The following is a 22,683-nucleotide window of genomic DNA, read 5'->3' as shown; positions in this document are numbered from 1 at the left end:
TAATCATTTCTATTTACCTTTTCATTCACATATAAGATACTTAATAGAGAACGAATGTTTGTGAAGGAGGGATAACATGGATACTTTTAAACGTATCGGTTTTAGTGTTGGAGATACAGTTAAACTTCTATGGCTGCATCGTACCTCTGAAACCGAAGTTAATCCAAAAGAACTTCATGATACCTATGAAGATCTATTTCCTGGCCGTAATGTTGCTTATGACTATGTTGCTCGAATTGCAAAGAAACTTGAGGCTGAAGGTTATTTAACAATGTCCCAAGTACAACATAAAAAATACTATTCCATTACCGCTTCAGGTAGAGAACACTTACAAAATTACGAGTCGCTTTATTACAACAAGTTTGTTGAAATGCTCAAAGTGATCGATCGCATCTATTTTTACTTAACTAAAGATGGCCAAAAGCCAGAAGATCCTGAATACCCATTACAACAAGAATTTCGAGCTTACTTTGCTAAATTAATCTCGGTTAAAGACATGACACGTTTTATGATTTTTAATCTTGGTATGAATAGAACGGAGTTTTATGCTGCTGAGGTGAATGAACAGCTAAACGAACTCTTTGGATGGGCGCCTTCCAATGGGTATCTTTATGAAATCACTCGCGAAATGGAAGCGGAGGGTACTATTAAAGGCCGTTGGAAAGAGCCAGAGAAGAGAACTGTTCGACTAATTCAAGTGACGGATGCTGGTGAAATATTTGCTAAACAAGTTTCTTCAAACTTAAGAGAACAAGTCGTCAATGTTAGAAAATATCTAAAATCTTTCGTAGTTTTTTTCAATTAAGTAATTAAAGTTGGTTTTTTGACGCTATTGATAGACTAAAAGGGAAATCACTTTTTTCAGGAGGAACCTTTATGCAAAATAGCGAAAATAAACCAACTTTAGATGAAATTAAAGCAATGAAAGGATATACTGTAGCAAAAACTTTGGCCCTGCAATCGAAAATTTTCAATTGCTCTTTAGACGAAACATGGGATCGCCATATACATAAAGCGATACATAGAGCAAATGATAAAGTTGAAATAATTCATATTGCTGAACATATTCTAAATTTCGAAAAAATGGCTACTGTCAACAAAGTTAAAAAACCACCAGTATTTATAGAGGGTTATAAGTATAGTTTTAATTCAATTTACAATGATAAACAGTCCAGAGTTTTAGTTAAATACACGTTAATTAATCCTGGAAAGTATAAATTAGAGGTCTTTAGAGATAATCAACTCATTTACATTCATAAGTTACTACTTACTTATCCTTTTAATCAAACCTCTTTAATCCTTCGTCAATATCTTAAAATTAAAAGGGTTTCATTCAATTGGGAGGTATTTAAAGAAGAGTTAAAAAAATGATTTTTCAAATTCAATTTAAAGAATCGGTGGAAATAGTATGAAAAATTTATATAAAGAAAAGGATTTTCACGAATTAATTAAACAACAGAGGATAAAAACAATCAGTATAAATCCTACAGGTCAACAACAATATATGAATCCTCTTGAAATAGGGGTCCGAGGGTCCGCTACTGCTTATGCTGAACAAGTAGTTAATTTTATTAATGAGCTCGCAATAACGTTAAAGGAATACACATTAAATGAAGAGGAGAAGGAAGTACTAACTAAGGAATTAGTTCATTCTTTTGATTCTGGAAAACTGCACGATTTCCGTTCTTTAGTTGAAAGACTTACTATTATTAATTCTTCAAAAGAACAAGATGTTTCTCGTTTAATAGAATTACTGACGATGACATTAAAATAAAAATATTGGAAAAGCCATATTGAGATATGAATTCAATATGGCTTTTAATTACCAGTGAATTTTGAATAAAACTGTTTTTTATCTTACAATTATAATAATAAGGAGTTGAGTACAGATGAAATTTACTTCATTCGATAAAGCAGTTTTAATGGAAAAGGCAATTATTTTAAATGGTCTAATTGCTAATGGAAATAAAGAGCAAAGAAAGCAAGCAAAAATGCAGTTTGAAAATGAAATTTTACCTTGTATCCTTGCTTTAACATCTTCCAATAAAACTACAGTAGAAGAAGGATGCCCCTTTTTCTAATGGGGATGAGAGCAAATGAGGTCTTTTCGCACGTAATTGAAATGATTGCATTTCATAAAGATTTACAAGAAATGAATGATGTAAATCAAGTTCAATTAATACAAATAGCATTTAAGACACCCGAAATTGGGTACCTTCATACTGGTGATCTTTACATAATAGATAAAAAAGGTGTAACAGTCACGACAACTAAAAAACATCGATTTTTATGGAAACAAATTTGGCCGTATCTTAAAACTGCCAAGAAACAGAGCTTTTTATTTTAATCTTCTGCAGCTGAGGTTTACTAATTATAATCGATCATTGCAATTACAGTATCAACAAGTTAGAATAAAATTGTAACTTTACCAAGATTTCTATCGTCCGAACCACACGGGAGGACTATTAATTTTAAGGACACTTTTTTAAGTGAAAATGGACAGGATAAGTCTGTTCTTTTACTTAAAAAAGTGTCTTTTTGTGTATCGGCACTTAGAAAGGAGGAGAACAAATGACTTTTTATGACTGGCTAATTATTTTATTAATTCTAATTGTGATACTTAAAATCACTAAAGTAATCAGCAAGATGTTTTTTAAAGTAGCAAGTATAGTCATGGCTTGTATATTATTGGCAAGACTATGGACTATGATGCAGATGTGGTAGGTGAGAAAAATGAAATGTTGTCTAATTTGTAATAACAGTGTGGAATTAAAGTATAACAATCTTTTTTGTTCTAATTGTTATTTAGACAGGTTAATCGAGGAATTCAGTATCTGCGGGATTCCAATTTACGTTCTAGTATCTAACACATCGATAAAAGTAGTAATCGATGATCCTTACGATTTTCTTGGACGTGTTAAACCAAAGATTGTGAGAAAGATCTTGGAGGAGTATAAAAAAGAGGCTACAAATTTAGTTAGATGTAGATGTGGCCGTCTTTTAAAAAGCGAGCAGTCCATTCTTGTTCAAGCGTATGGGAAACCCCACGCTTTTTGTGATTTGAACTGCTATGAAACTTTAGGAGGAACATTATATGTCAAACGTAATTTTAATTCACGGTGAGGAACCATTATTATGTGACGAGTTCACAAAGAGCATCGTGCCAGATAACTCGATGTCAGTAGAAAAATATGATATGCGAGAGGAATCGATTATTGATGTATTAATGGATGCTGCACAAGGAAGTTTGTTTGGTTCTGATGATAAAGTTGTCATACTGAACGACTGTTACTTTTTGGGTAGCGAGAAAGCTTTAAGTGATAAAGAAATGGAGTATGTAACCGAATTTATAAATAACAGAGAGAATACAACAACCATCGTATTCCGATACCCTAAAATTGATAAGCGTAAAAAGCTTGTTAAAGCCCTTTTAAAAAACGCTAAAGTATTTGAAGGGAAAAGGATTAAATCACCACAAAACTGGATTACAAAACGCGCTGAAGGCTATGGTTTGCGATTAAATAACATAGCGGTGGATAAGATGGTTGTCGAGTTAGGAACAGATCTCTACCTTCTTGATAATGAATTAAAGAAAGTTAAAAATCGGTATCCTTCAGAAAAAATGATTACTGCAGAAATGTTAAATGATGTACTATCTAGAACACTAGAAAGCGATATATTCAAGCTACTCGATAGAATTATGTATCGTCGAGTTTCTGCAATAGACCTATTAGCTGATTTGCTAATGACAGGGAATGAACCTATCCATGTTCTACTGTTAATTGCTAGACAACTTAGAATGATTGAACAAGTAAAAATTACTGAAATAACAGGACAGCCAGTTCAGCAATACTTGGATGTTCACCCTTATGCATTACAAAAAGCAAAAGAGCAGGCTGAAGAGTATACATTAAGCGATATTCAGTCAAAAATGGAACAAGTAGCAGAACTTGATCTTAAAATGAAAAGAGGTCAAGTAGATAAAGTAATTGCTCTTGAAACACTGATTTTAAAATGGATGTAATGTAAATTTTAAAATAACTAGGAGGCGCCCATGTTAACTAAAAAAAGCTACTTAATAACTGAAGGGGATAACATTCGATTAGTAAATGATCCTGGAAAAAACAGATTATATGAAGAAGGAGCTTTTATACTGGCTAAATTAACACAAAATTCTTATAGAATCCTAAGTCCAAAGCGGTTTAGACATTTGGGCCTTATTGTATCCAATAAAGACAAAATTGAATTTGTCTCTATAGATTCACTCATTTTCCCTTAGTTCCATTACTAACAATATTTAATATTGATATGAAAGCTAAGGTGGTTTATAATGATGGCATATCTTATTAACTTAAATCCCCCCAACCATACGGTATAGGGGTCTTAAAGCACTTTTGAAGTGTTCAAACTAATCTCTCTTAGGGACTAGTATGTTCATTTATCAAAAGTGCTTTTTTTGAGTTATTTTGATAAATAAATTTTAAGGATGATCTAACTATGAAATCAAACGTATTAAGAAATGCGCCTACACATTCTACAGCAATTGAAAAGTATCGTAGAACTAAGGCAAACAAAAGTTCAAAGGTGACGAATGAATTACCAGCCGAAATTAAAACACGAGATATTGGATGGTCGAAAACTTTACTTGGTGGTGGTTTTGCTACCATTTCAATCGGTATATTTTTCGTCTTACTCCTGTTCACGGCTTTAGTTTATGGCCCAAAATTCTAACCTATTAAAAAGCTCTTTCCTACATATCGTGGGAAAGAGCTTTTTCATTTTTCTCTAAATCCTTTAGGATTTTAGAAAAGGTGTCATTAGTAAGTATCAATTCTTTGTAGATCTGTATATTACTATTATACTTCCTTTTTATTACATAATAACTACAGACTTTTGAAGTGTTGCTAATTCTTACATATATAATATATACTTATTAATATTGCTTAGTTATGTTTTATACTCAACAAAAAATAAAAAAGTTAATCTATGATAGAATTAAATAAATGAGAAAATGAAAAGTTGGAAGAACCACTTTCGCAATTAATAGCGAAAGTGGTTCTTTTTATTTTACATATATTGTAATTTTATCAAAGAAGAAGGGTGGTTTAATGACTTTATTTTCAACAAATTACGTATCTAATAGGAATTGTGCGATTGAGAGTATAAACGGTAAAACATCATTTACTTTGATATATGTGAAACTTAAAGATTCAAAATGGAATGATGGGGAGCCAAACACAAAGAACAACTTAGATTTTTTAGAAAGAACAATTAGCTCTCAAGGAGATAGCATTGAGTGGTATAGAGTTTATGAAGATGAGTTCGTAATTATCTTAGATACCCGAGAAGCTTCTAAAATTATTAAGGAAATTACCTTAAATGAAGAAATGCTAGTTCAATCTTTATTTGTTAAAAATAGACAGTTACCTGCACTACATTACTTACGTAAGGTTTCCAATCGTTCAGAAAAAACTGGTACCATTCAAAATACTGTCCTTAAGGACGGTCTAGATATTAAAGAATTTAGTACAGTTTTTCAACCAATTTTGCATAAGAATAACCACCTTTCCTTTGAGGCATTGATGCGATGGAATTCAAAAGACTTAGGAGTTATAACGCCTAATGTATTCATTCCTATTTTAGATAGAGAAGGATTATTGGTTAACTTAACTAAAAAAATTATAAATGAAGCGGTTGCTATATTAAATGAATACAAGCAAATTGACTACATCACTGTTAATTTAACCGCTTCCTTAGTTAAAGATATCGCTTGGTTATTGGAACACCTTGAGAGTATTGGTTTAAATGAAAACAGAAGAATAGCGTTCGAGTTAACAGAAGATTCATTAGCAAATATAGAGGTTAGAAACAATTTGAAACAGATTCGAGAACGTGGTCATTTGTTGTTTATTGACGACTTTGGTACTGGATATTCTAACTTTCACTATTTAGCTACTTTCAATTTTGATGGTGTTAAGTTGGATCGTGTATTTATGGGGGATCAAAGCAATAAAAAAGTAATTGTCTTACTTTCAAAATTTATTAAAGCTCTAGATTTAAAATTTATTATTGAAGGAGTAGAACGATTTGATCAATTTAGCTTTTTATTAGAGACAAAGTATGACGCGATTCAAGGATATTATATATCGCAGCCACTTAAACAAACTGAATTGGGTGATTTTATAACTCAAATGAATTTTGGTTCATTGAAAAAAATATAACTTCGCGATTCTTATTAAAGTACAGAAAAGTTATTACTGCTAGCTTTTTTGACCTTCAATCCATAACCATTTAGATTATAGTTGTCACAACAAAGTTAATTAATCTGAAATAAGGAGTGGGTTGGAAAGAAAACAAAGTAATTTCTATTTTTAGGAGGACCGTAATGAAAAAAGTAAAACTAAAGAAGTACAGCACTGTAACAACTGCTTCAATTTTGGCTTTTTCACTAAGTGCATGTTCTGCAATCGAAGAAGGTAGCGAACAGTTTACCGCGGTTGATATACCCGATGAGAATGAAAGTTACAATGTACCAGATGATCAAACAGCAGAAGAGTTTGCTGAAGATATGGTAGCAGCCTCAAATGTTAGTGTCTACGATACTGATATGGCTGCCGCATGTGATGAGTGGAAAGAGATCGATGATGGTTCTTTCCAGTGTATAGATGAGGATTCCGAATACTATGCTCAGCACTTTTTTAATGGTCTTATGTTTGCTACTTTAGGTTCTATGATGGCATCGAAGATATATTCTGAACACAATTTAAAAAACGGTGAGCGTAAAAAACAAATTGTAAACAGTGCTGTCGTTTCGCCAACCACTACTCGTTACCCTAATACTAATAAGTCAAAAAACGGGGTTAACCTTCAAAAAGGCACAGGAAGCGGTAAGACAAGTACCACATCTAATTCATATTCAAGCGGAAAGTCTGGTTTTGGTTCTGGTGGAGCATCACGTGGAGGTTCTTCATCCTCTTAAGTTAAATCATCATAGAAAAATTCGGGTTAAAGCAATTTTGAAAAAAGATCAAACATTTTAGATCAATTATGTTAAGTAAGCGTGGTGTAAGTGTGGCTAAAAAAGAAACTAAAAGAGACCTTATTATTCAAGCTGCAAGTATTGCTCATAGCGCACGTACTGAAGAAAAACTACAAGATGCTATGAATAATATGCTTTGGGTTATGGCAAAAGGTACAAGGTATCAAAAAGACGTTGAATTAGCATTTGAAGCATTAGAAAAAATGCATGATTTACGCTATCGTCCATTATAAAACCCAACTCATTATAATGACCATATTTATCGCAACTTTTTTACAAACATCGTGACTTTTTTATAAACATCGCAACTTAATTTCAATGCTACAGAAAATGGCCAATATGATCCTTCAAGGTGATTGTATTGGCTATTATTTTTCGAAAGGAATGTTCAATTTGAATACAACAGAAAATTATCAAGTGAAACGGAAAGCGTTTTACTCTCAATTTACCAACTTTTTTTATGATATAGAGGATCTAGAGTATGCAATTTATGATGTAATGCCAATTGCCAAAGAACAAATAGAAGAGATTAAATATGCATCAAATATTTTATGGAAGATATTTACGAAAGTATCCAAACAATTTAAAAAGTTGAACAAGGAGCAATTAATTAGTCTTGGAATCCGTGAAGAAATGATTCCATTTATTGATTTAGATTATTTAACTCAGCAATCTGTACTTGCACGGTTTGACTTTATCCTTTCCAAGTCTGGTGAACTAAAAGCCATTGAATTGAATGGTGACACACCGTTTTTAATTCAAGAAACATTTGAAATGAATAGACACTTATGTAAGGAGTTTGGTTTCAAGAACCCTAATGACGATAAAATTGTTATGAAAAGCTTATCTGCTGCACTTTTTGCATCTTTAGAGTACTTAAAGGAGAAGAAATCACAACCTGTAATAGTCATTACTGGAAAAGAAGAAGAAGAGGATTATGAGGAATACTGCCATGTTCAATTTATTAAAAGAAACCTTCCTTTCGAAGTTAAATACGTACCTATTTCAGAATTGCGGATTATAAACGAATCCAATGAACATATACAAAAGGGGCTCTATACTCCAGATAAACAAAAAATAGACGTTTTATATCGTCCTGCACATCCCATTGAATTTTTAATTGATGACGTATCCAATGACGGGGATCCAATAGGGATTCAATTACTAGAGTTAATAAAAGAAAGAGAACTGGCCATTATTAATTCACCAGCAGCTTATATTTTACAGAATAAAATTCTAATGGCTTTGATATGGGCAAAAAAAGATGACCCATTATTATATTCTCCTGAAGAGATCCAAGCTATCAATCGTTATATGTTACCTACATACCTTTCAGAGGATGTTTTTATTACTAACAAACAGCCTTATGTTAAAAAACCAGTGTATTCGAGAGAGGGAAATACCGTTGAGATTTATAAAGAGAACGGCAGTAAATGGTATGAATCTTCATATACACACTATACAGACAATCTATATGTCTATCAGCAATACATCGAGATGCCTTCAATAGAAATTCCATTAAAAGAGGAAGTTGCTGAAAAGAAATGGCTTATAGGGTCTTTTATAGCAGATAATGAAGCCTGTGGACTTTCGTGTAGGCTAGGTAACGCTGTTACAGAATGGGATTCCCATTGGGCAGCAATTGGCTACAAATAAGGTTTATTATAACAAGCACACCTAAAGTTCCGTTTACCTAAAACATCAGAAAAATACCCCCGAAATTAAACACCTTTCCTACATGATTATTAATGTATCGAGGGGTGTTTTTTTATATCTTTTTGGTTTTTTTACAACCTACGATAGCTATCCCATAATTAAATTGAAATGGTCTTAAACAACTAGTAAAGGAGGCATCCCGTTGGAGAATGTCCATTGTAATGAATGTAGCAAACATCATTCTTATGTTTGTAGGAATTGTTTTTACGATGATCACGATGATATTAATGTTCAAGGTTGGTGGTGTGCTAATTGCGATTCCTTCAACTTTTGGGATGAAGCGGAGTACAAAAACCATCAATTCGTTATCGTATTAGAAGAAAAATCAAAAGAGATACAAAAGATTTCTGTTCCAATTAAGTTAAAACAGCAACTGTCACCTTTACGTTATCCAGGAGGTAAAAGTAAATTGATACCGTACTTATTTTCTCTTTTAAACAGAGATAAATGTAAAACAATTATTTCTCCGTTTGTTGGCGGGGGCAGCTTTGAATTAGCACTTCTTGAATCAGGAGTTGCTCAGAAATTAATGTTAAATGATCTCGACTACGGTATCTATTCGTTATGGTGGTGTATGCTCTATTCTCCTGAATCTTTAATAGACAGAATTATTACGTTCAAACCAACGCACAAGGCTTTTTTTGAAGCCCAGAAATTAATAAAGACTGATTATCTTAACTTAAATATGATAGAGGCCGCATGGAACACTTTAATAGTTAATCGGCTTGCATATAGCGGTATAGCAAAAGCTAACCCATTAGGTGGAATAAATGGTTCTATAGAGAATCTAACGTCTCGGTGGAATCCAAATACATTAATTAAAAGAATTAATAGAATCCACAACATGGCTGATAATATTGAAATCCATTGTGAGCAAGCAACTAAATTCATTGGAGATTGGTTTTTCAAGGACAACGCAACGTTGTTCATAGACCCTCCTTATTATCAAAAAGGACAGTTATTATACAATCAATTCTTCACAGAAGAGGATCATATAGATTTGGCATTACTTCTACGAACATTACACTATGGTTTTCCAAGTTCAGATATTATCGTCACTTACGATTACAACACATTTATAGACGACATTTATTACGCAACAGACAAACGTGAAATTATTGGAAGACAATATTCTATTTAACCGTACTATTACCACTAGTTGCTAATGAAACCTAAAGAAAGGGGTTTTATCTATGGTATTTAAATACATTTCGGACAAATTGATACTAAAATTAGCTTCAATTTTCGGTTTTCCCGGTGAAGATGAAAACCTATTAGAAATTGAAAGAGAAAATCTGAGATTAAAAAAAGACTTATATGAAGAACGATTACGAAACAGTAACTCTTCTGGGCAAGCCGAGATAATTGCACTTCGACAAAGGGTTGAAGAATTAACTGAAGATAAAATTTTTCTTTTAGAACAAGAGAATGCTTGGTTACGAAATGAAAATCAGATGATAAAACAACTGGCACCCCCTTCAGTAAACCAAATATCTTATACACCTTCTTTTAAGGAAATAATTGAATTTACATATCGAGAAGGTATTTTTGAATATTATCTGCATGGTGGTTTGAAACAGGAGCGGAAAATTGATCAAGTTACCTTAATTGGGGAACTTATCAGAACCTTCCCTGAGCTAGAGTTTAACATAAACCACAATAATTTAACTGTCTCCTCAAGAAGCATTCATACCCTTAAAAGAATATACCCATTGGATTCAAAAATACCAGTTGCAGTCTTAACTAATTTTAACTTTATTAATTGTTAAGGAGTTGGTTACATGTTTAAATGGTTGAAAAATAGAGCGGTCGAAATAGAAGTTGAAGAAAAAATAGCTAAAGAAAATGCTGAAGAAAAGCGGTTACTATTAGAACAAGAGGAACAATTGAACTTGGACTTAACAAGTCAGAATATACCTTATGAGTTGGTACAGAGTATTACGTTGAACGAGAGGAAAGATTTAATAGTATTTGCAACTGAGAATGGCACTCTTCCTCTTCGATTATCAAATGATAGAGACCTACTATATCAAATGAATTATTTATTCCCCTATGAGTTTGTAGAGTATTTACAAAAGGATCAAATTTTTCAGTTCAAATTAAACATTACCTTTAAAGGCTTTTCTCGGTTCTTACCTACATTGCCAATAATGAGATTAGAGGGTAATTCATACGTTTGGTTTACTTTAGATTTAGCAAAAATCATTAATGTAAAGGAAATTCGTTATTTTGCTGATGTTGTAGTCGGAAAAGAAACCATTGCTCAAGATGATTTAACATATCAATCAGTGCTGACTAATACCTTAAGATACTATAGCCAAAAGTTTGGAATAACTCTCAAAGCCCCGCTTCTAGAAGAAGTAAATCTTAAGACAAGTTTATTTACTCAAATAGCTATTAGTCCTAAAAAAGAAGTTTTTACTATTAAACCATTACGTGTATTACTAAGTGAGTTTTACCACAAAGATCTTGAAATAAAAATCAAGGAATATGTAGAAAAAATAGTTAACGTTATGGCTTGGGAAAAGGAATTTCAACGTTTTCAAAATGTAGTGGACAACATATTAAAGACGTATAAGTATGATCAATATTTTAAAGTTGAATATCACAAAGTTCTTTCTAACACATTTAGCTTTATTCTGATTAGAAATGATTTGAAACTCCCTATAGTGTCATTTGATGTTGATTATTATTTAATTCGATATAAAAACACATCCGATTACTTTAAAGATTTAATTGAGAATGGTGTTCTTGAAGCAATATCAAAAAGTCTTCAAATAAAATATAAATTACTTACTAAGAGTAGAAAATTAAAAATATCTAATAATTTTCAGTTCAATATAGGTGGTGATATATCATTTAATTTAGCAAATCTATCATTGGTAGAAGCTTGTTTAGATATGGAGAATTTTCTAATTAATGAGTATGGTTATGAAATGGCCAAAAATGTCCGGTTTAGTCTTTGTGAAGGTTTTGATATTCATAAAGGCTGGATAGGGCTCTACGTTCAAGATTGGGAAACAGTGAAACGAGCGTACTTAGTTCCGCTTCAAAATTATAGTTTAGTTAAGTATGCTTCGGAATGGCCTTCTCGAATGGTAGTTGAGACTAGAACAGAATGGTGCAACCACGTGCTAACAATAGATAAAAAGAAAAACAAAATTACATGTACATTGGGAACTGAGGTTATAGAGGCTAAATTTAAAGATGGGCTTAGAATATTTTCATATTAGATCCTGACTTAATCTTAGATGCTAGGAATAGCCTAATAAAACACATATAATTAAAAATGACACTCTATTTAAAGGGAATTATGTAAGATGCTTGTAATTATTGAATTTTATAAAAACCTATCCATATTAGGTGTTAGCCCATCCTTTTACATTAATCCATAAAATATCTACTCTTGAAATTAAATAATGAGGTGATTATTATTTCTAAACTAGTTAGAAAAAGTAATGGTTTTGTCATACGTTATAAGCATTATTTAAAGAACTCTATTACCAATAACACGAATAGAAATATAGAGAGACAAAAAGACCAAAGTAATTCAAAGCTTTTTAGCCACATATTGACCTATGACAACGTCAATCAAACGATATTAGGTAGTTATATTTTCAAACTACTAAAAGATGCAACCTTAGATCCTCATACTTACAGAAGTGAACGATTACAGGTATTGCAAGATATTTACCAATACATCAGCTCAAATAACAGTTGGTACGACTTATGGAAAACAGCAAAATCTATTGAAGAACATGCAGCTAAAAAAAATGTCATAATCGATCATCAAACCTCAACAGAATTATTGGATATGATCCGTCTAAATATTCCATATCCTAATTTTATAATGGGGCTAAATGATGACCTTACACCTATAATCCGGAAACCTACATTTTATATTACTGAAAAGACATTAAACTATATAGAACATGATAATGTGGGGAGAAAACGGGGCAAAGAGTTGTATAATATTCAAACTTCAACAGCTGAATTTAGCAGTTACTTAATTCACTCTTTTGGGCTATACCGTGAATCACACTTAGATTTGTTATCTCAAAATGGTATTAGAAATGAAGAGGTAAATAATATTAAGTTTCCTAGGAAGTTAACTACAATCGAAAATATAGTTAAATTTATTGAAAATAATAGACATTTTACTATGAATCCAAATGGTGTCGTGATAGATTGTTTTAACTGTGGTGATATAGATCAAGTAATACTTTTTGAACAAGAAGGTTACATTCTTTGGAAAGTTATTTTTAAACAAAAGGGAATAAAACTTAATCACAAGGGTGACTTGGTTGAGGATGGTAACGGGGCCGAATACTGTGGCTACTTTTCTCATACATTTTTTGCTCGGAGTCCTTATGCTGGTCATATTACTTTTATTGATTTTGAATTTGAGGTATATGCTTTTGTCTTAGAATGTTATGCTGACATCATTTGTGGTTCATCACGCTTAAATAAAGAATTTAATAGAGACTCTTTAAATGTGAGTTTCTTAGAAATACAAAGCGAAGAGACTGCTACTGTATTGGATAATAAGATGGGCTTTAGATATATGCCTAGAACAGTTTACAAACGTGTAAAGGCAAATACTAAATCTAAAGATGAATATAACCTTGAATTAAAAAAATACTTCATTGCTGGTCACATTAGAAAGCTACCAGATGGACATAGGCCGAGTGAGGATGCTGTTCTTCATGCACAAGAATTTGGTATCGAACTACCAGAGAACCATACCTTTGTTAGACCATATGAAACTGGTGAAGAAAAACTGCGAAGTCACTATAGAAAAAAAATCTAAATATGTTTGTAAAAAATGTTTTGCTTTAATATACTTAGTAATAACATTTCGATTAACTGATTATCTCTAACCAAACGGTGAAGAGTCAAAAAGCACTTCAATAGCAAGTGTTCATTTACTTCCAAGGGAGTAGTGTGAACATTTGTCATGTTGAAGTGCTTTTTCATGTTTTTGAGATGAAAAAATATAAGGGAGTAATAGAATATGACAAAAGAAATGACATTATTCGATCAATTACAAGAGGAAGGGATTAAATATCCTGCAATGAAAGCAATTTTTCATTATTACTCAGATAATGAGAAAAAACATACTGAAGAGTTACTTGTTGTGAACGAGTTACAGTATGAGACAGCTTTATCTATTGCGAATGAATTTGGAAAACAGGGCTTAATTAAAGAACTTAAATCAATCAGAACTAATTATTCAATTGAAAACGTAGAGGTCCTAGAGCTTAAAAGCCAAGTAAGCATTGAAGATTATATGGGTGCACTACAAAAGACAATTATTGTGCATGATAAGCTTTATGATCGAAACATACCTATCATTACTGATTCTATGTACGATGGCTTATACCAGGAATTAATTAGACTTGAAGCGGTAAATCCTCATGCTGTAGATCTTAATTCACCAACCCAACGGATTGTCACTAGCTTTGCTGAGTCACTAGAGAAAGTTAATCATAGCCAGCCAATGTTATCGCTTCATAAAACTACAAATGAAGAGGGCTTGTTAAAATTTATCAATCAACGTAAAGGCGAATCAATAATCGTTCAAAACAAAGAAGATGGATTAACAGTAGCAGCTGATTACATAGGGAACTATGATCACGGTTATCTTGCTGATAGTGTTACTAGGGGTAATGGATATGAAGGCGAACGTGTTTTACATTCCTTCTCTCAAATCGATAACATTCCTAAGAAAATACCTTTTACTTCAAATCTTAAATTACGATTTGAAGTAGTAGTACCCTACGAAGAGTTTAACCACATTAATATCAACGGAGAGTACTCTAATACTCGTAATCTTGCATCTGGTACTATTCGTACATTAGATGGCTCCTTGGCTCGAAAAAGGGGTTTAAAAGCATATGTTATTGAGGTTATTGAAGTAGAAGGAATGGAATTCACATATGACACTGAACGTATAGAATTTGTTCGTTCATTAGGTTTCGAGATTTCTGATACCATTGTATTTTTTGAAGATAGAAATTGTAATTGGGAAGAAGAAACAGCACGCTTTTTAGAGTATATACAAACGTATGATGAAAAAGTACGTCCACATTTATCTCATATGATTGACGGTTTAGTTATTAAATATAACCGACTAGCTTTAAGAGAGGAATTGGGGTATACAAGTAAGCATCCGCGATGGGCTCTAGCATACAAATTTTCTTCTCTTGATGCTATTACAACACTTAGGGATATAGTTATACAAGTAGGTAAGACAGGCCAACTAACTCCTGTAGGGGAGCTAACGCCTGTAGAAATTGGTGGTACTACTAATAGTCGTGCTACGCTTCATAACTTTAAAAACATATCTTTAAAGGATATACGGGTAGGGGATCAAGTTTTACTAGCAAGAGCAAAAGATGTAATACCCCAAGTTATTAAATCGTACCCAGATTTAAGAACCGGAAAGGAATTCATTTTTGAAATCCCTCCTGTTTGTCCAGAATGTGGAGGTCCTCTTGAATATAGTGGTGAAAATCTATTCTGTAGGGGAACGAACTGCGAACCTCAAAAGCTAGGCAAACTAGAACATTTTGTATCTAGAAATGCTATGAACATCCTAGGAATTGGGGAAAAAACAATCGAAATACTTTATGAAAATGAAATTCTTCAAGACTTCTCGGATATTTATAATTTAAAGCACCATAGAGAGGCTATAACGAGCTTTGAGGGCTTTGGAACAACAACCTTCAACAAATTAATCAAGGAAGTTGAGAAGAGCAAAAATCAGCCTTTAAATAACGTTTTATATAGCCTTTCCATTAATCATATTGGAGAAACCGCTTCTAAAGATTTAGCTAAGGTTTTTTCATCTATGGAAGAAATACTGCAGCTTGCTGAAAATCCTGCCAAGCTGAATGCAAAAATATTGAGCTTAGATAATTTTGGAGAAAAAATGGCCTATGAATTTGTATCTTATTTCACAAATAAAGACAACGTTGAACTACTTAAAAGGTTATTAAATCATGGTTTATCAATGCAAGCATCAAAACCTCAAACTGCTAGTAATGCAGTCCTAAAAGATAAGGTATTCGTAATTACTGGGACTTTCTCAAGAGATCGGAAAGCTTTTAAATCCGAAATAGAATCATTTGGTGGGAAAGTAACTGGTTCAGTAAGTAAGAAAACAGATTACTTATTAATGGGAGCAGGTGTTGAAGGTAAGACAAAGCATACAGATGCCCTCAATTTAGGCATTAAAATACTTTCTGAAGAAGACTATTTAGAATTAATAAAATAACAACAAACGAAAAGCGCGGCCAATGCCGTGCTTTTATTATTCAAAAATATTTCCAGGTACCTATTATTGAACAAACCAAAGAGGAGGATAATCTTTTTACAATGTTTAAAATTGACATTTAGTCAGATTTAAGAAATTCTGGCGGATTACTGAAAAACAGACTTTTCTTTCAAAATAAATAATAGTATACTGTTAGCATACTATTTATTAACACTAAACTCCCTATCCAAACGGTAAGGGATTCCCTTCTACACTTCATCTAGAAAGTGTCAAACTTTTTCCTCAAGGAATCAGTCTGCACATTTACTAGATGGAGTTTTTTTATGTGTTTCAAATAGTAAATAAATTTTCAGGGGGCTAACATATGTTAGTAAATGACTTAACTTTAGCAAAAATTGCAGCACAATTGGGGTACGAACCATTTGTAGCGGAAGATCAAGGAATGAGATTATCTAAGTATAATTGGATTACTGATTATGCTGCTATTAATGATTTTATTGCAGACTATAATGCAGCAATCCTAATCGATGAAAATTCCACAGACTATATGATCTCAAAAGAATTTTTTCAAAAGAACAAAAATATCATAAACCGTGCTATGAAAAAAGAAGCTTCCATCATCATTTCGGAAAATTCTAGTTTTGGAAAAGGCTTTTTAACACAAGAAATCATTGACCGTATTGATTTACTTGAGATGTTAATAAGTAGCAATGAATTAAAAGACTTTAAAGAACACGTTTTAAATAAAAGTGGCCGCTATAATCCCACTTTTGATAGAGCTAAATCTTTAATTGTTGAATGGTTTGCAGAAAAGCCTATAGATTATATGGGGCTACTTGTAGGTCGATTACTTACTAAGGATTATGAGCAGTACTTCCATTGTGGTATTACAGGAGATGCATCAATTCAAGATGCTATCAAAAAGAATAACTCAGTTTATACACTCTATGAAACAAGTCAGGACTTTGGGGGAACAGCAATTAGAATAGCTGAAAAGGCTCCTCATGATCTTGATGTAACATTCACCTTAAAACTTAGTAATAACTGTTTAAATCAGCAAATAGCAGCATGGCAATTACGTTTAGCTGGCTATATTGAAAAGGAGCAAAATGTCTTTGAATACAATGCAATAAGTAAGGAAAAAAAATAGTTCAAATTGAAAGATTTTTCTCAATTAAATCACTAGCATCATTGATTAATCATGGTATAATAATTTAAATTTAATTACATTTTACAACTCCAACCATACGGTAAGAGTTACGATTCTAAAAACGCTATTTGTGCGATTCGGTAGGCAATTTTTTGTCATTTACCGTTCCACGAATGGCGTTTTTTATATGAGTATCAGTTTTTTGACTAAATGGCTCATAAAGAGAAAATGGAAGTAAGATTTTTATCTAAATTGGAAGGATGGTAAAATGAATGAAATTTTTAGAGAAAAACACAAAAGTAATTGTACGGTCAAGAATATCCAAGAAAGAACTTATAAGACCTATTGCCGATTATGTTGATGGTAAACTTTATAAAAACATAGCCATGTATATTGATCTTCACATACGGGATTTTAAACGATCTGGTTTTTCTTATTCTTATAATGAAATTATCCATAACCCTGTTATATTCGCTTTATTTATAGAAAAATTAGTTCACCCAGAATATAAAATTTCCTATGAAGATATTGATAAACCAATTTGGATTATTAAATCCTATAAAAAAGGAACACCTCTATTTTTAGTTTTAGAAGGGCATAGTATCCCTCATCCCACTTTAACTTTTTTAAATCAGATTTTAAGCACTTATGGATATATCAATAAAAAACCCAAATATGAAGCTAAATCTATCAAAAAAAATCTCTCTCCACATGATCGATAAATATACATTTCTATTTCCAATCCTAGAAAATCAATGTAAAATAACCTTAAATAAACTTTGCGAAGCACGCAAGTTATCTATTAGGTAACTTGCGTGCTTTTTTATTGGGGAGATGAAAATATGAAAAAACTAATGACTATTATTTTGCTAGTAATGCTTGTTTTATCAGGATGCCAAGCACCTAATTACGGTTCTGAAAAGGAAGATATTGAAGTTTTAGCTACATCAACTGGCATCGAAGTTGCGACATTAAATGGTTATGTAATAGAAGTTACTGAAGACAATATTATTAAAATAAAGGTTCCAAAAAGAGGAGAGATGATTCAGAAAGGGTTAAAGATAAATGAAGAAGGTATTGTTAATGTTGCTTTAGCATCAGTTAAGCTGCCAACAGACAATTTACCATTATCTGAAGAAACAAATGCAGTATTAAAAAACTTACTTTTAAATAAAGATATATCACTTGATGTACTCAAAGAAACTGCCTCGTCTGGACAAAACACGGCACTAAAAGTAGCCCAAGGATATATACATTTAGAAGGGACTGATACTTCTATCCAAGAAGTCCTTATTGAAAACGGTTTAGCAATCATTGATAAGAATGCCCCATCTATAAAAAGCTATATGTCCAAGTTAGAAAAAATACAGACTGCTGCACAAAATAATTCTATAGGCGTTTGGGCAATCGATGGCTTTGTCGATTTACGTAATACTATTGGTGGGCAATTTACAAATGTGGTCAATGTAGATGAAGAAGAAATTAAAACGATCATAAAAGACATAAAGATGAAAGGGAAAGAACTTGAGATTTCTATTTTCAATTAAAGAGTATTAAGATGGGTTTACATTTTCCTTTTTGACATTCAATTAAGTTATACGTAGATTATTAATAAGAAATGTAAAAAAAGGAATTGATAATCTATGGACAAAAAATCAGCTGTGATGATGGACGACATATATCCTGTGGGTAGGATTTTTATAAAAAAAGCTTTCTCTTTTTTAAATGTACCTAAAAACCAATACTCAATATTAACTAAAAATTACCCAGCACCAGAATTTTACGACTTAAAATTACCAGGAGGGATCTTGGATATCGAGGTAGATTCCCATGCTTTTGAAAGATGGAATCAAAGGGTTGGTCCGTTTACGACAAATGAAATACTTACAAATGTTTTTAGAGTGGCAATATTAATAAACCCCAATCGTATTCGTATTCTGGATCGTAATTTGGCTATTTTAGATAATGAAATTGTATTCTCTTTTGAATTTAAAGACTCAATTTTAATAGTAACAACATTTTTTGGAAGAGTTTCGTTAAAGCCTTTACTATTAAACGTTGACACTTTAAGAAGGTATAATTCGCAGTATAAAGAGGAAGTAGTTTTGGAAATAGACAGTAGTGTAATTTCAAAGCAAAGACTTCCCATCGTACCTACATCTGTTATAGAATTCGAGGATTCTGAAAATGCCTTTCACATACTTTTTTATATCAAAAGTAAAGATAGTAATGATGGCAACAAAAGTAGAAACTTTTATTATCATCTAGTAAATAATGTAGATAAAAAACAAGAAAATACAGATTATATTGTACAGGATAAAGAGGAAAATGTTGAAGTTGTTGGGGAATACTCAATAAAACAAATTGATCTGATGCATCCTAATCGTTTTCATTTATCTGATATACAGTTACATGTCCTAGGTTTATTAGGAAATATCAGATTTTTATTGAAATACATGTCAATAAAAGATACTGCTCGACTAGACAAGCTGCATCAAACACATTCTAGAACGGCCATTAGACGCTTTGCTGGAAATAAGAATTGGAATTTTTTAAAGAAAAGTAAATAGCAACTAATTAGAACATCTTTGTACTAACGGTAGCAACAATTAACAGAGTATTTCTAGTTATTATTATAGAGACAGTAAGAATTGATATTCAATATTTAGTGCACGTTTGAAAGATTTTGTTCAGTGCAGGCAACATGTTGGCAAGAAAGGGGAATTTTAATAATGAAAGATTTAATTGAGCAATTAAAAGGCGCAATTGAGCAAATGGAACGACAGCAACGAGATTACGAAGAATTACAATTATCGAAAGAGGAGTGTGAATACATTCTACAGTTAATCACAAAAGAAAATACTTAACCAACAATTCATCTAAGTTGCTGAAGTCTTTGAGTAAAGGAGCTAGAAGTAATATGGATAAAAATAAAAAATCGGTAACCCAAACTGTAATTGAAGAACATAAGAAGGGAAGCGAATTAAAGTTAAATATACACAAAGAATATATGAAAAATACAAGTATTGTTATGAAAGAAGAAGATAGTAAAGAATTCGAAAATTTACTTACTGCTTTAAACATTAATGTTAAAAAAATATAAGTATGGTAGACAATCTTTTTGTGCCTGATTTTTTGAAAGATATTGTTCAGTTAAAACAATAAAACATTTGGAGGGGGATTTATTATGATGAGTCAAGAAAAATTGGATATTTTAAATGGCATGGAAATTATTGATGAAGATTGTGGTGGAGGCGAGCTGGTTTATGTACTTGTCGAGTACAGCAATGAACATTTAATTCAATAATTTAAAAATTCCAGTCGGAAAGGGAGCGTGGCAGAGAATGGAGAAACTAAAAGAAGAATGGAATGTTATGGCTATAGGGGCATCTCTTAATGGAGGTGCAGTTTTCGAGTTCAAGAAGAAATCGAATTCAAACGTATCAGTTACTATTAATCGTGCTTATACAGAAGAAGAGGCATGGAAGGTTTTATTTGAGACAGTGAAAGTCACTGTTCAGAAAAGGGAGTGTTAATCTTGACGGAAAAAGTGTGGGTTAATGGACAATGCGAATTTGATTTTGAGTATTTATTAAATTTGACTAATCAAGAGTTTGTGGCTGCTGTATCGAGTAATGTAGATGATGAATTTACGGGCGAAGTTAAGTCAATTAAAGTAGAAGAAGATAGTCATTTTGTGCGTGTGTATGTAGTGTATCGAGGTTTTTTAGGTGTATTCAATTATTTTAAAGTGGATAAATCGTATGCATATACTACTTTATCAAAATCGGATTTAAATTGGGCACTGGAAGTAATGTAAAGTGGCAGCTAAAACTTTTTAAGAACAGTAATGAACACTTTGAGAAAATTCATATTAAAGGAAAAAACAGGTGGAGGTGATTTAATTGTTAATTCGTAAAGACAATCTTTATATAAATAGACATAGCGTCGGCCATTTTAAAGTTTACTTGGCATTAGAAGATGCTGTAAGTGCCAATAACCTTGTAAAAGTCGTTGATCTTACTCGGGATGCTAACGTTTATCTCTCAAGTACGACGGTATTGCCGTTTGAAGGCAAACTGGACGAGGAATTAATCGAAGTTGCAAAGAAATACAATTATACGATTGATTGAACGAAGTGATTTAGTAACAGTGGAAAGAATGTGTGTAGGATGAGTAAAACTACAATAAAAGGGATGGGTTTAATTGTAGTGATAGGCTTAACTGCACTACAGGAGGTAGGGCATGTTAGAAAAAATAAAGAAAATATTGGTTGATGACAGCGATCCAATAAAAAAATATTTAGAGGAGCTTGTTAAAACTAACCACTTGATGCTAAGTGACCCAAATAAATATACATTTAGAATCATCGAATACTTAAAATCTCAAGGTGCTAAAGATTGTATAATTGAAGTTTATCAAGTGCCTATAAAAAGGATATACCATGTTGATTTGAGTAAAGTAACTTATGATTCTCAAACAAAATTTTGCAAGGTTGAAACAGATGAGAATGATACTTTCTATATCAGCACCGATTTTGATCGTAACCATTTAGATAGTAGGTCATGTCTAATAGTTGATAATACTTTTATTTTAAAGATAGATTCATCTGATTTCTTTGTTAAATTTACTATTACTTTGCCTTGTTCGGTTAAAGAAATGCTTCTTAAAAACGAAAATTAAACCACTTTATTAAGTGTTTGAAAAGCTATTTCTGCAAACGACTAACAAAAGAGGAAGGATGATATTTTTTTGTTTAAATTTAATTTCCGTAAAGAAGAAAAAAATCTCCCATTACCTGTAAGGGAAGCTTTAGAAGATCTTGAGAGGGATATGATTCAGGTGTATGAGAAATCCTATAGCTATATTACCAAACTCTCTAAAGCAAAAATTATTTCTGGAGTTAATGCTCTATTTACTTTTGCGATTTGGTTCATACTCTTGGATTTTTACAGATACTATAATGGTGCGTCAGGAGATTCTAGTCCTTTATTCAATTTGTATAAAATAATTCCTATTCCAAATGAGAATTTATACATTTTTATTGTTCTTGGGTTTATTACGACATACTTAACTGTATTCTTTATGGGAAGCGCGGTTACATACTTATTTGAAAGAATAAGAGTAGAAAGACATATAGCTAACAAGAGCATTGATACATACTTGAAGAAACATAAAGGAAGCTTAAAAAGCTTATTATTTGGATTTCTCGCTTCCTTAACTTTTTATTTACTAATACTAGAAGATATGAAATTTCACCAACTAATACTACGTGATGCAATTGTATATCTCTTTATGTTAGTAACGATTTTTATTTACCGTTATAACAAACTTGTTTTAAAATTCTCGAACCATATGAAGAATCACGTCTTAAATACTTATCTGGAAGCAATAGAATCACTCCTGGAAGAAAGTAAAGATGAGAAGGAAGAATGAGTATTTAATATTTAAAATATATCTTCAACACATTAAAAACATTTGTACTAGAATAAATAATTG

At 32.0% G+C, this 22,683-nt stretch carries 28 protein-coding genes; all 28 read left to right on the top strand.

The genetic code is table 11. From position 1 onward, the window contains the following. Positions 1 to 76: 76 nt before the first annotated feature. On the top strand, positions 77 to 805 hold the full coding sequence (locus tag HCH28_RS19000) for a helix-turn-helix transcriptional regulator (RefSeq protein ID WP_221682665.1): 729 nt from the start codon (positions 77 to 79) through the stop codon (positions 803 to 805). Positions 806 to 876: 71 nt separating this feature from the next. After that, positions 877 to 1,371 (top strand): hypothetical protein, encoded by a 495-nt coding sequence (locus HCH28_RS18995; protein WP_221682664.1) that lies wholly within the window; start codon positions 877 to 879, stop codon positions 1,369 to 1,371. A 37-nt stretch (positions 1,372 to 1,408) separates the two neighbouring features. Then, a complete protein-coding gene (locus HCH28_RS18990; protein WP_221682663.1) occupies positions 1,409 to 1,774 on the top strand; it encodes a hypothetical protein in 366 nt (121 codons plus the stop codon). Between the two features lie 115 nt (positions 1,775 to 1,889). After that, a complete protein-coding gene (locus HCH28_RS18985; protein WP_221682662.1) occupies positions 1,890 to 2,081 on the top strand; it encodes a hypothetical protein in 192 nt (63 codons plus the stop codon). Then, positions 2,081 to 2,347 (top strand): hypothetical protein, encoded by a 267-nt coding sequence (locus HCH28_RS18980; protein ID WP_221682661.1) that lies wholly within the window; start codon positions 2,081 to 2,083, stop codon positions 2,345 to 2,347. The genes HCH28_RS18985 and HCH28_RS18980 overlap by 1 nt, the downstream gene beginning before the upstream one ends. A gap of 747 nt (positions 2,348 to 3,094) precedes the next feature. Next, positions 3,095 to 4,024 carry a DNA polymerase III subunit delta gene (holA, locus tag HCH28_RS18975; RefSeq protein WP_221682660.1) on the top strand — a complete coding sequence of 310 codons (930 nt, stop codon included), beginning with the start codon at positions 3,095 to 3,097 and terminating at the stop codon, positions 4,022 to 4,024. Between the two features lie 30 nt (positions 4,025 to 4,054). After that, entirely contained in the window at positions 4,055 to 4,279 is a 225-nt protein-coding gene (locus HCH28_RS18970; protein WP_221682659.1) for a hypothetical protein, read from the top strand. A gap of 218 nt (positions 4,280 to 4,497) precedes the next feature. Beyond that, complete coding sequence (locus tag HCH28_RS18965) at positions 4,498 to 4,731, top strand: hypothetical protein (RefSeq protein WP_221682658.1); 234 nt, start codon at positions 4,498 to 4,500, stop codon at positions 4,729 to 4,731. A 377-nt stretch (positions 4,732 to 5,108) separates the two neighbouring features. Continuing rightward, the gene (locus HCH28_RS18960; protein WP_221682657.1) at positions 5,109 to 6,221 is read left to right on the top strand and encodes an EAL domain-containing protein; all 1,113 of its coding nucleotides are present in this window, start codon (positions 5,109 to 5,111) and stop codon (positions 6,219 to 6,221) included. Between the two features lie 164 nt (positions 6,222 to 6,385). After that, positions 6,386 to 6,979: a hypothetical protein gene (locus tag HCH28_RS18955; RefSeq protein WP_221682656.1), complete on the top strand. Its 594-nt coding sequence runs from the start codon at positions 6,386 to 6,388 to the stop codon at positions 6,977 to 6,979. Positions 6,980 to 7,071: 92 nt separating this feature from the next. Beyond that, a complete protein-coding gene (locus HCH28_RS18950) occupies positions 7,072 to 7,272 on the top strand; it encodes a hypothetical protein (protein ID WP_221682655.1) in 201 nt (66 codons plus the stop codon). 160 nt (positions 7,273 to 7,432) lie between these two features. After that, positions 7,433 to 8,695, top strand: coding sequence for a glutathionylspermidine synthase family protein (locus HCH28_RS18945; protein WP_255601685.1), 1,263 nt, complete (start codon positions 7,433 to 7,435; stop codon positions 8,693 to 8,695). A 202-nt stretch (positions 8,696 to 8,897) separates the two neighbouring features. Further along, positions 8,898 to 9,896: a DNA adenine methylase gene (locus HCH28_RS18940; RefSeq protein WP_255601684.1), complete on the top strand. Its 999-nt coding sequence runs from the start codon at positions 8,898 to 8,900 to the stop codon at positions 9,894 to 9,896. 52 nt (positions 9,897 to 9,948) lie between these two features. Next, a complete protein-coding gene (locus HCH28_RS18935; protein ID WP_221682654.1) occupies positions 9,949 to 10,524 on the top strand; it encodes a hypothetical protein in 576 nt (191 codons plus the stop codon). Between the two features lie 12 nt (positions 10,525 to 10,536). Then, positions 10,537 to 11,988: a hypothetical protein gene (locus tag HCH28_RS18930; protein ID WP_221682653.1), complete on the top strand. Its 1,452-nt coding sequence runs from the start codon at positions 10,537 to 10,539 to the stop codon at positions 11,986 to 11,988. Positions 11,989 to 12,161: 173 nt separating this feature from the next. Continuing rightward, positions 12,162 to 13,565, top strand: a complete 1,404-nt coding sequence (locus HCH28_RS18925) for a hypothetical protein (protein WP_221682652.1) — start codon at positions 12,162 to 12,164, stop codon at positions 13,563 to 13,565. Positions 13,566 to 13,769: 204 nt separating this feature from the next. Next, positions 13,770 to 16,034 carry an NAD-dependent DNA ligase LigA gene (gene ligA, locus HCH28_RS18920; protein WP_221682651.1) on the top strand — a complete coding sequence of 755 codons (2,265 nt, stop codon included), beginning with the start codon at positions 13,770 to 13,772 and terminating at the stop codon, positions 16,032 to 16,034. Positions 16,035 to 16,398: 364 nt separating this feature from the next. Beyond that, positions 16,399 to 17,184 carry a hypothetical protein gene (locus tag HCH28_RS18915; protein WP_221682650.1) on the top strand — a complete coding sequence of 262 codons (786 nt, stop codon included), beginning with the start codon at positions 16,399 to 16,401 and terminating at the stop codon, positions 17,182 to 17,184. Positions 17,185 to 17,456: 272 nt separating this feature from the next. Beyond that, entirely contained in the window at positions 17,457 to 17,906 is a 450-nt protein-coding gene (locus HCH28_RS18910) for a hypothetical protein (RefSeq protein WP_221682649.1), read from the top strand. A 120-nt stretch (positions 17,907 to 18,026) separates the two neighbouring features. Continuing rightward, positions 18,027 to 18,731, top strand: a complete 705-nt coding sequence (locus HCH28_RS18905) for a thermonuclease family protein (RefSeq protein ID WP_221682648.1) — start codon at positions 18,027 to 18,029, stop codon at positions 18,729 to 18,731. A gap of 96 nt (positions 18,732 to 18,827) precedes the next feature. Beyond that, positions 18,828 to 19,754 (top strand): hypothetical protein, encoded by a 927-nt coding sequence (locus tag HCH28_RS18900; RefSeq protein ID WP_221682647.1) that lies wholly within the window; start codon positions 18,828 to 18,830, stop codon positions 19,752 to 19,754. A gap of 162 nt (positions 19,755 to 19,916) precedes the next feature. Beyond that, entirely contained in the window at positions 19,917 to 20,051 is a 135-nt protein-coding gene (locus HCH28_RS25145; RefSeq protein ID WP_255601683.1) for a hypothetical protein, read from the top strand. 53 nt (positions 20,052 to 20,104) lie between these two features. Continuing rightward, positions 20,105 to 20,287: a hypothetical protein gene (locus HCH28_RS18895; RefSeq protein WP_221682646.1), complete on the top strand. Its 183-nt coding sequence runs from the start codon at positions 20,105 to 20,107 to the stop codon at positions 20,285 to 20,287. A 241-nt stretch (positions 20,288 to 20,528) separates the two neighbouring features. After that, on the top strand, positions 20,529 to 20,720 hold the full coding sequence (locus HCH28_RS18890; RefSeq protein ID WP_221682645.1) for a hypothetical protein: 192 nt from the start codon (positions 20,529 to 20,531) through the stop codon (positions 20,718 to 20,720). Positions 20,721 to 20,722: 2 nt separating this feature from the next. Continuing rightward, positions 20,723 to 21,004, top strand: coding sequence for a hypothetical protein (locus tag HCH28_RS18885; RefSeq protein ID WP_221682644.1), 282 nt, complete (start codon positions 20,723 to 20,725; stop codon positions 21,002 to 21,004). 85 nt (positions 21,005 to 21,089) lie between these two features. Then, a complete protein-coding gene (locus HCH28_RS18880; protein ID WP_221682643.1) occupies positions 21,090 to 21,317 on the top strand; it encodes a hypothetical protein in 228 nt (75 codons plus the stop codon). Positions 21,318 to 21,429: 112 nt separating this feature from the next. Beyond that, the gene (locus tag HCH28_RS18875) at positions 21,430 to 21,867 is read left to right on the top strand and encodes a hypothetical protein (protein WP_221682642.1); all 438 of its coding nucleotides are present in this window, start codon (positions 21,430 to 21,432) and stop codon (positions 21,865 to 21,867) included. A gap of 69 nt (positions 21,868 to 21,936) precedes the next feature. Beyond that, entirely contained in the window at positions 21,937 to 22,620 is a 684-nt protein-coding gene (locus tag HCH28_RS18870) for a hypothetical protein (protein ID WP_221682641.1), read from the top strand. The last annotated feature ends 63 nt before the right edge of the window (positions 22,621 to 22,683 follow it).

Origin of the sequence: Lysinibacillus sp. K60 (genome assembly GCF_019731275.1) — a bacterium.
Lineage (GTDB): Bacteria > Bacillota > Bacilli > Bacillales_A > Planococcaceae > Lysinibacillus > Lysinibacillus capsici.
Note: the sequence above shows the minus strand (reverse complement) of the source record. Positions and strands in the feature narration are given on the sequence as shown.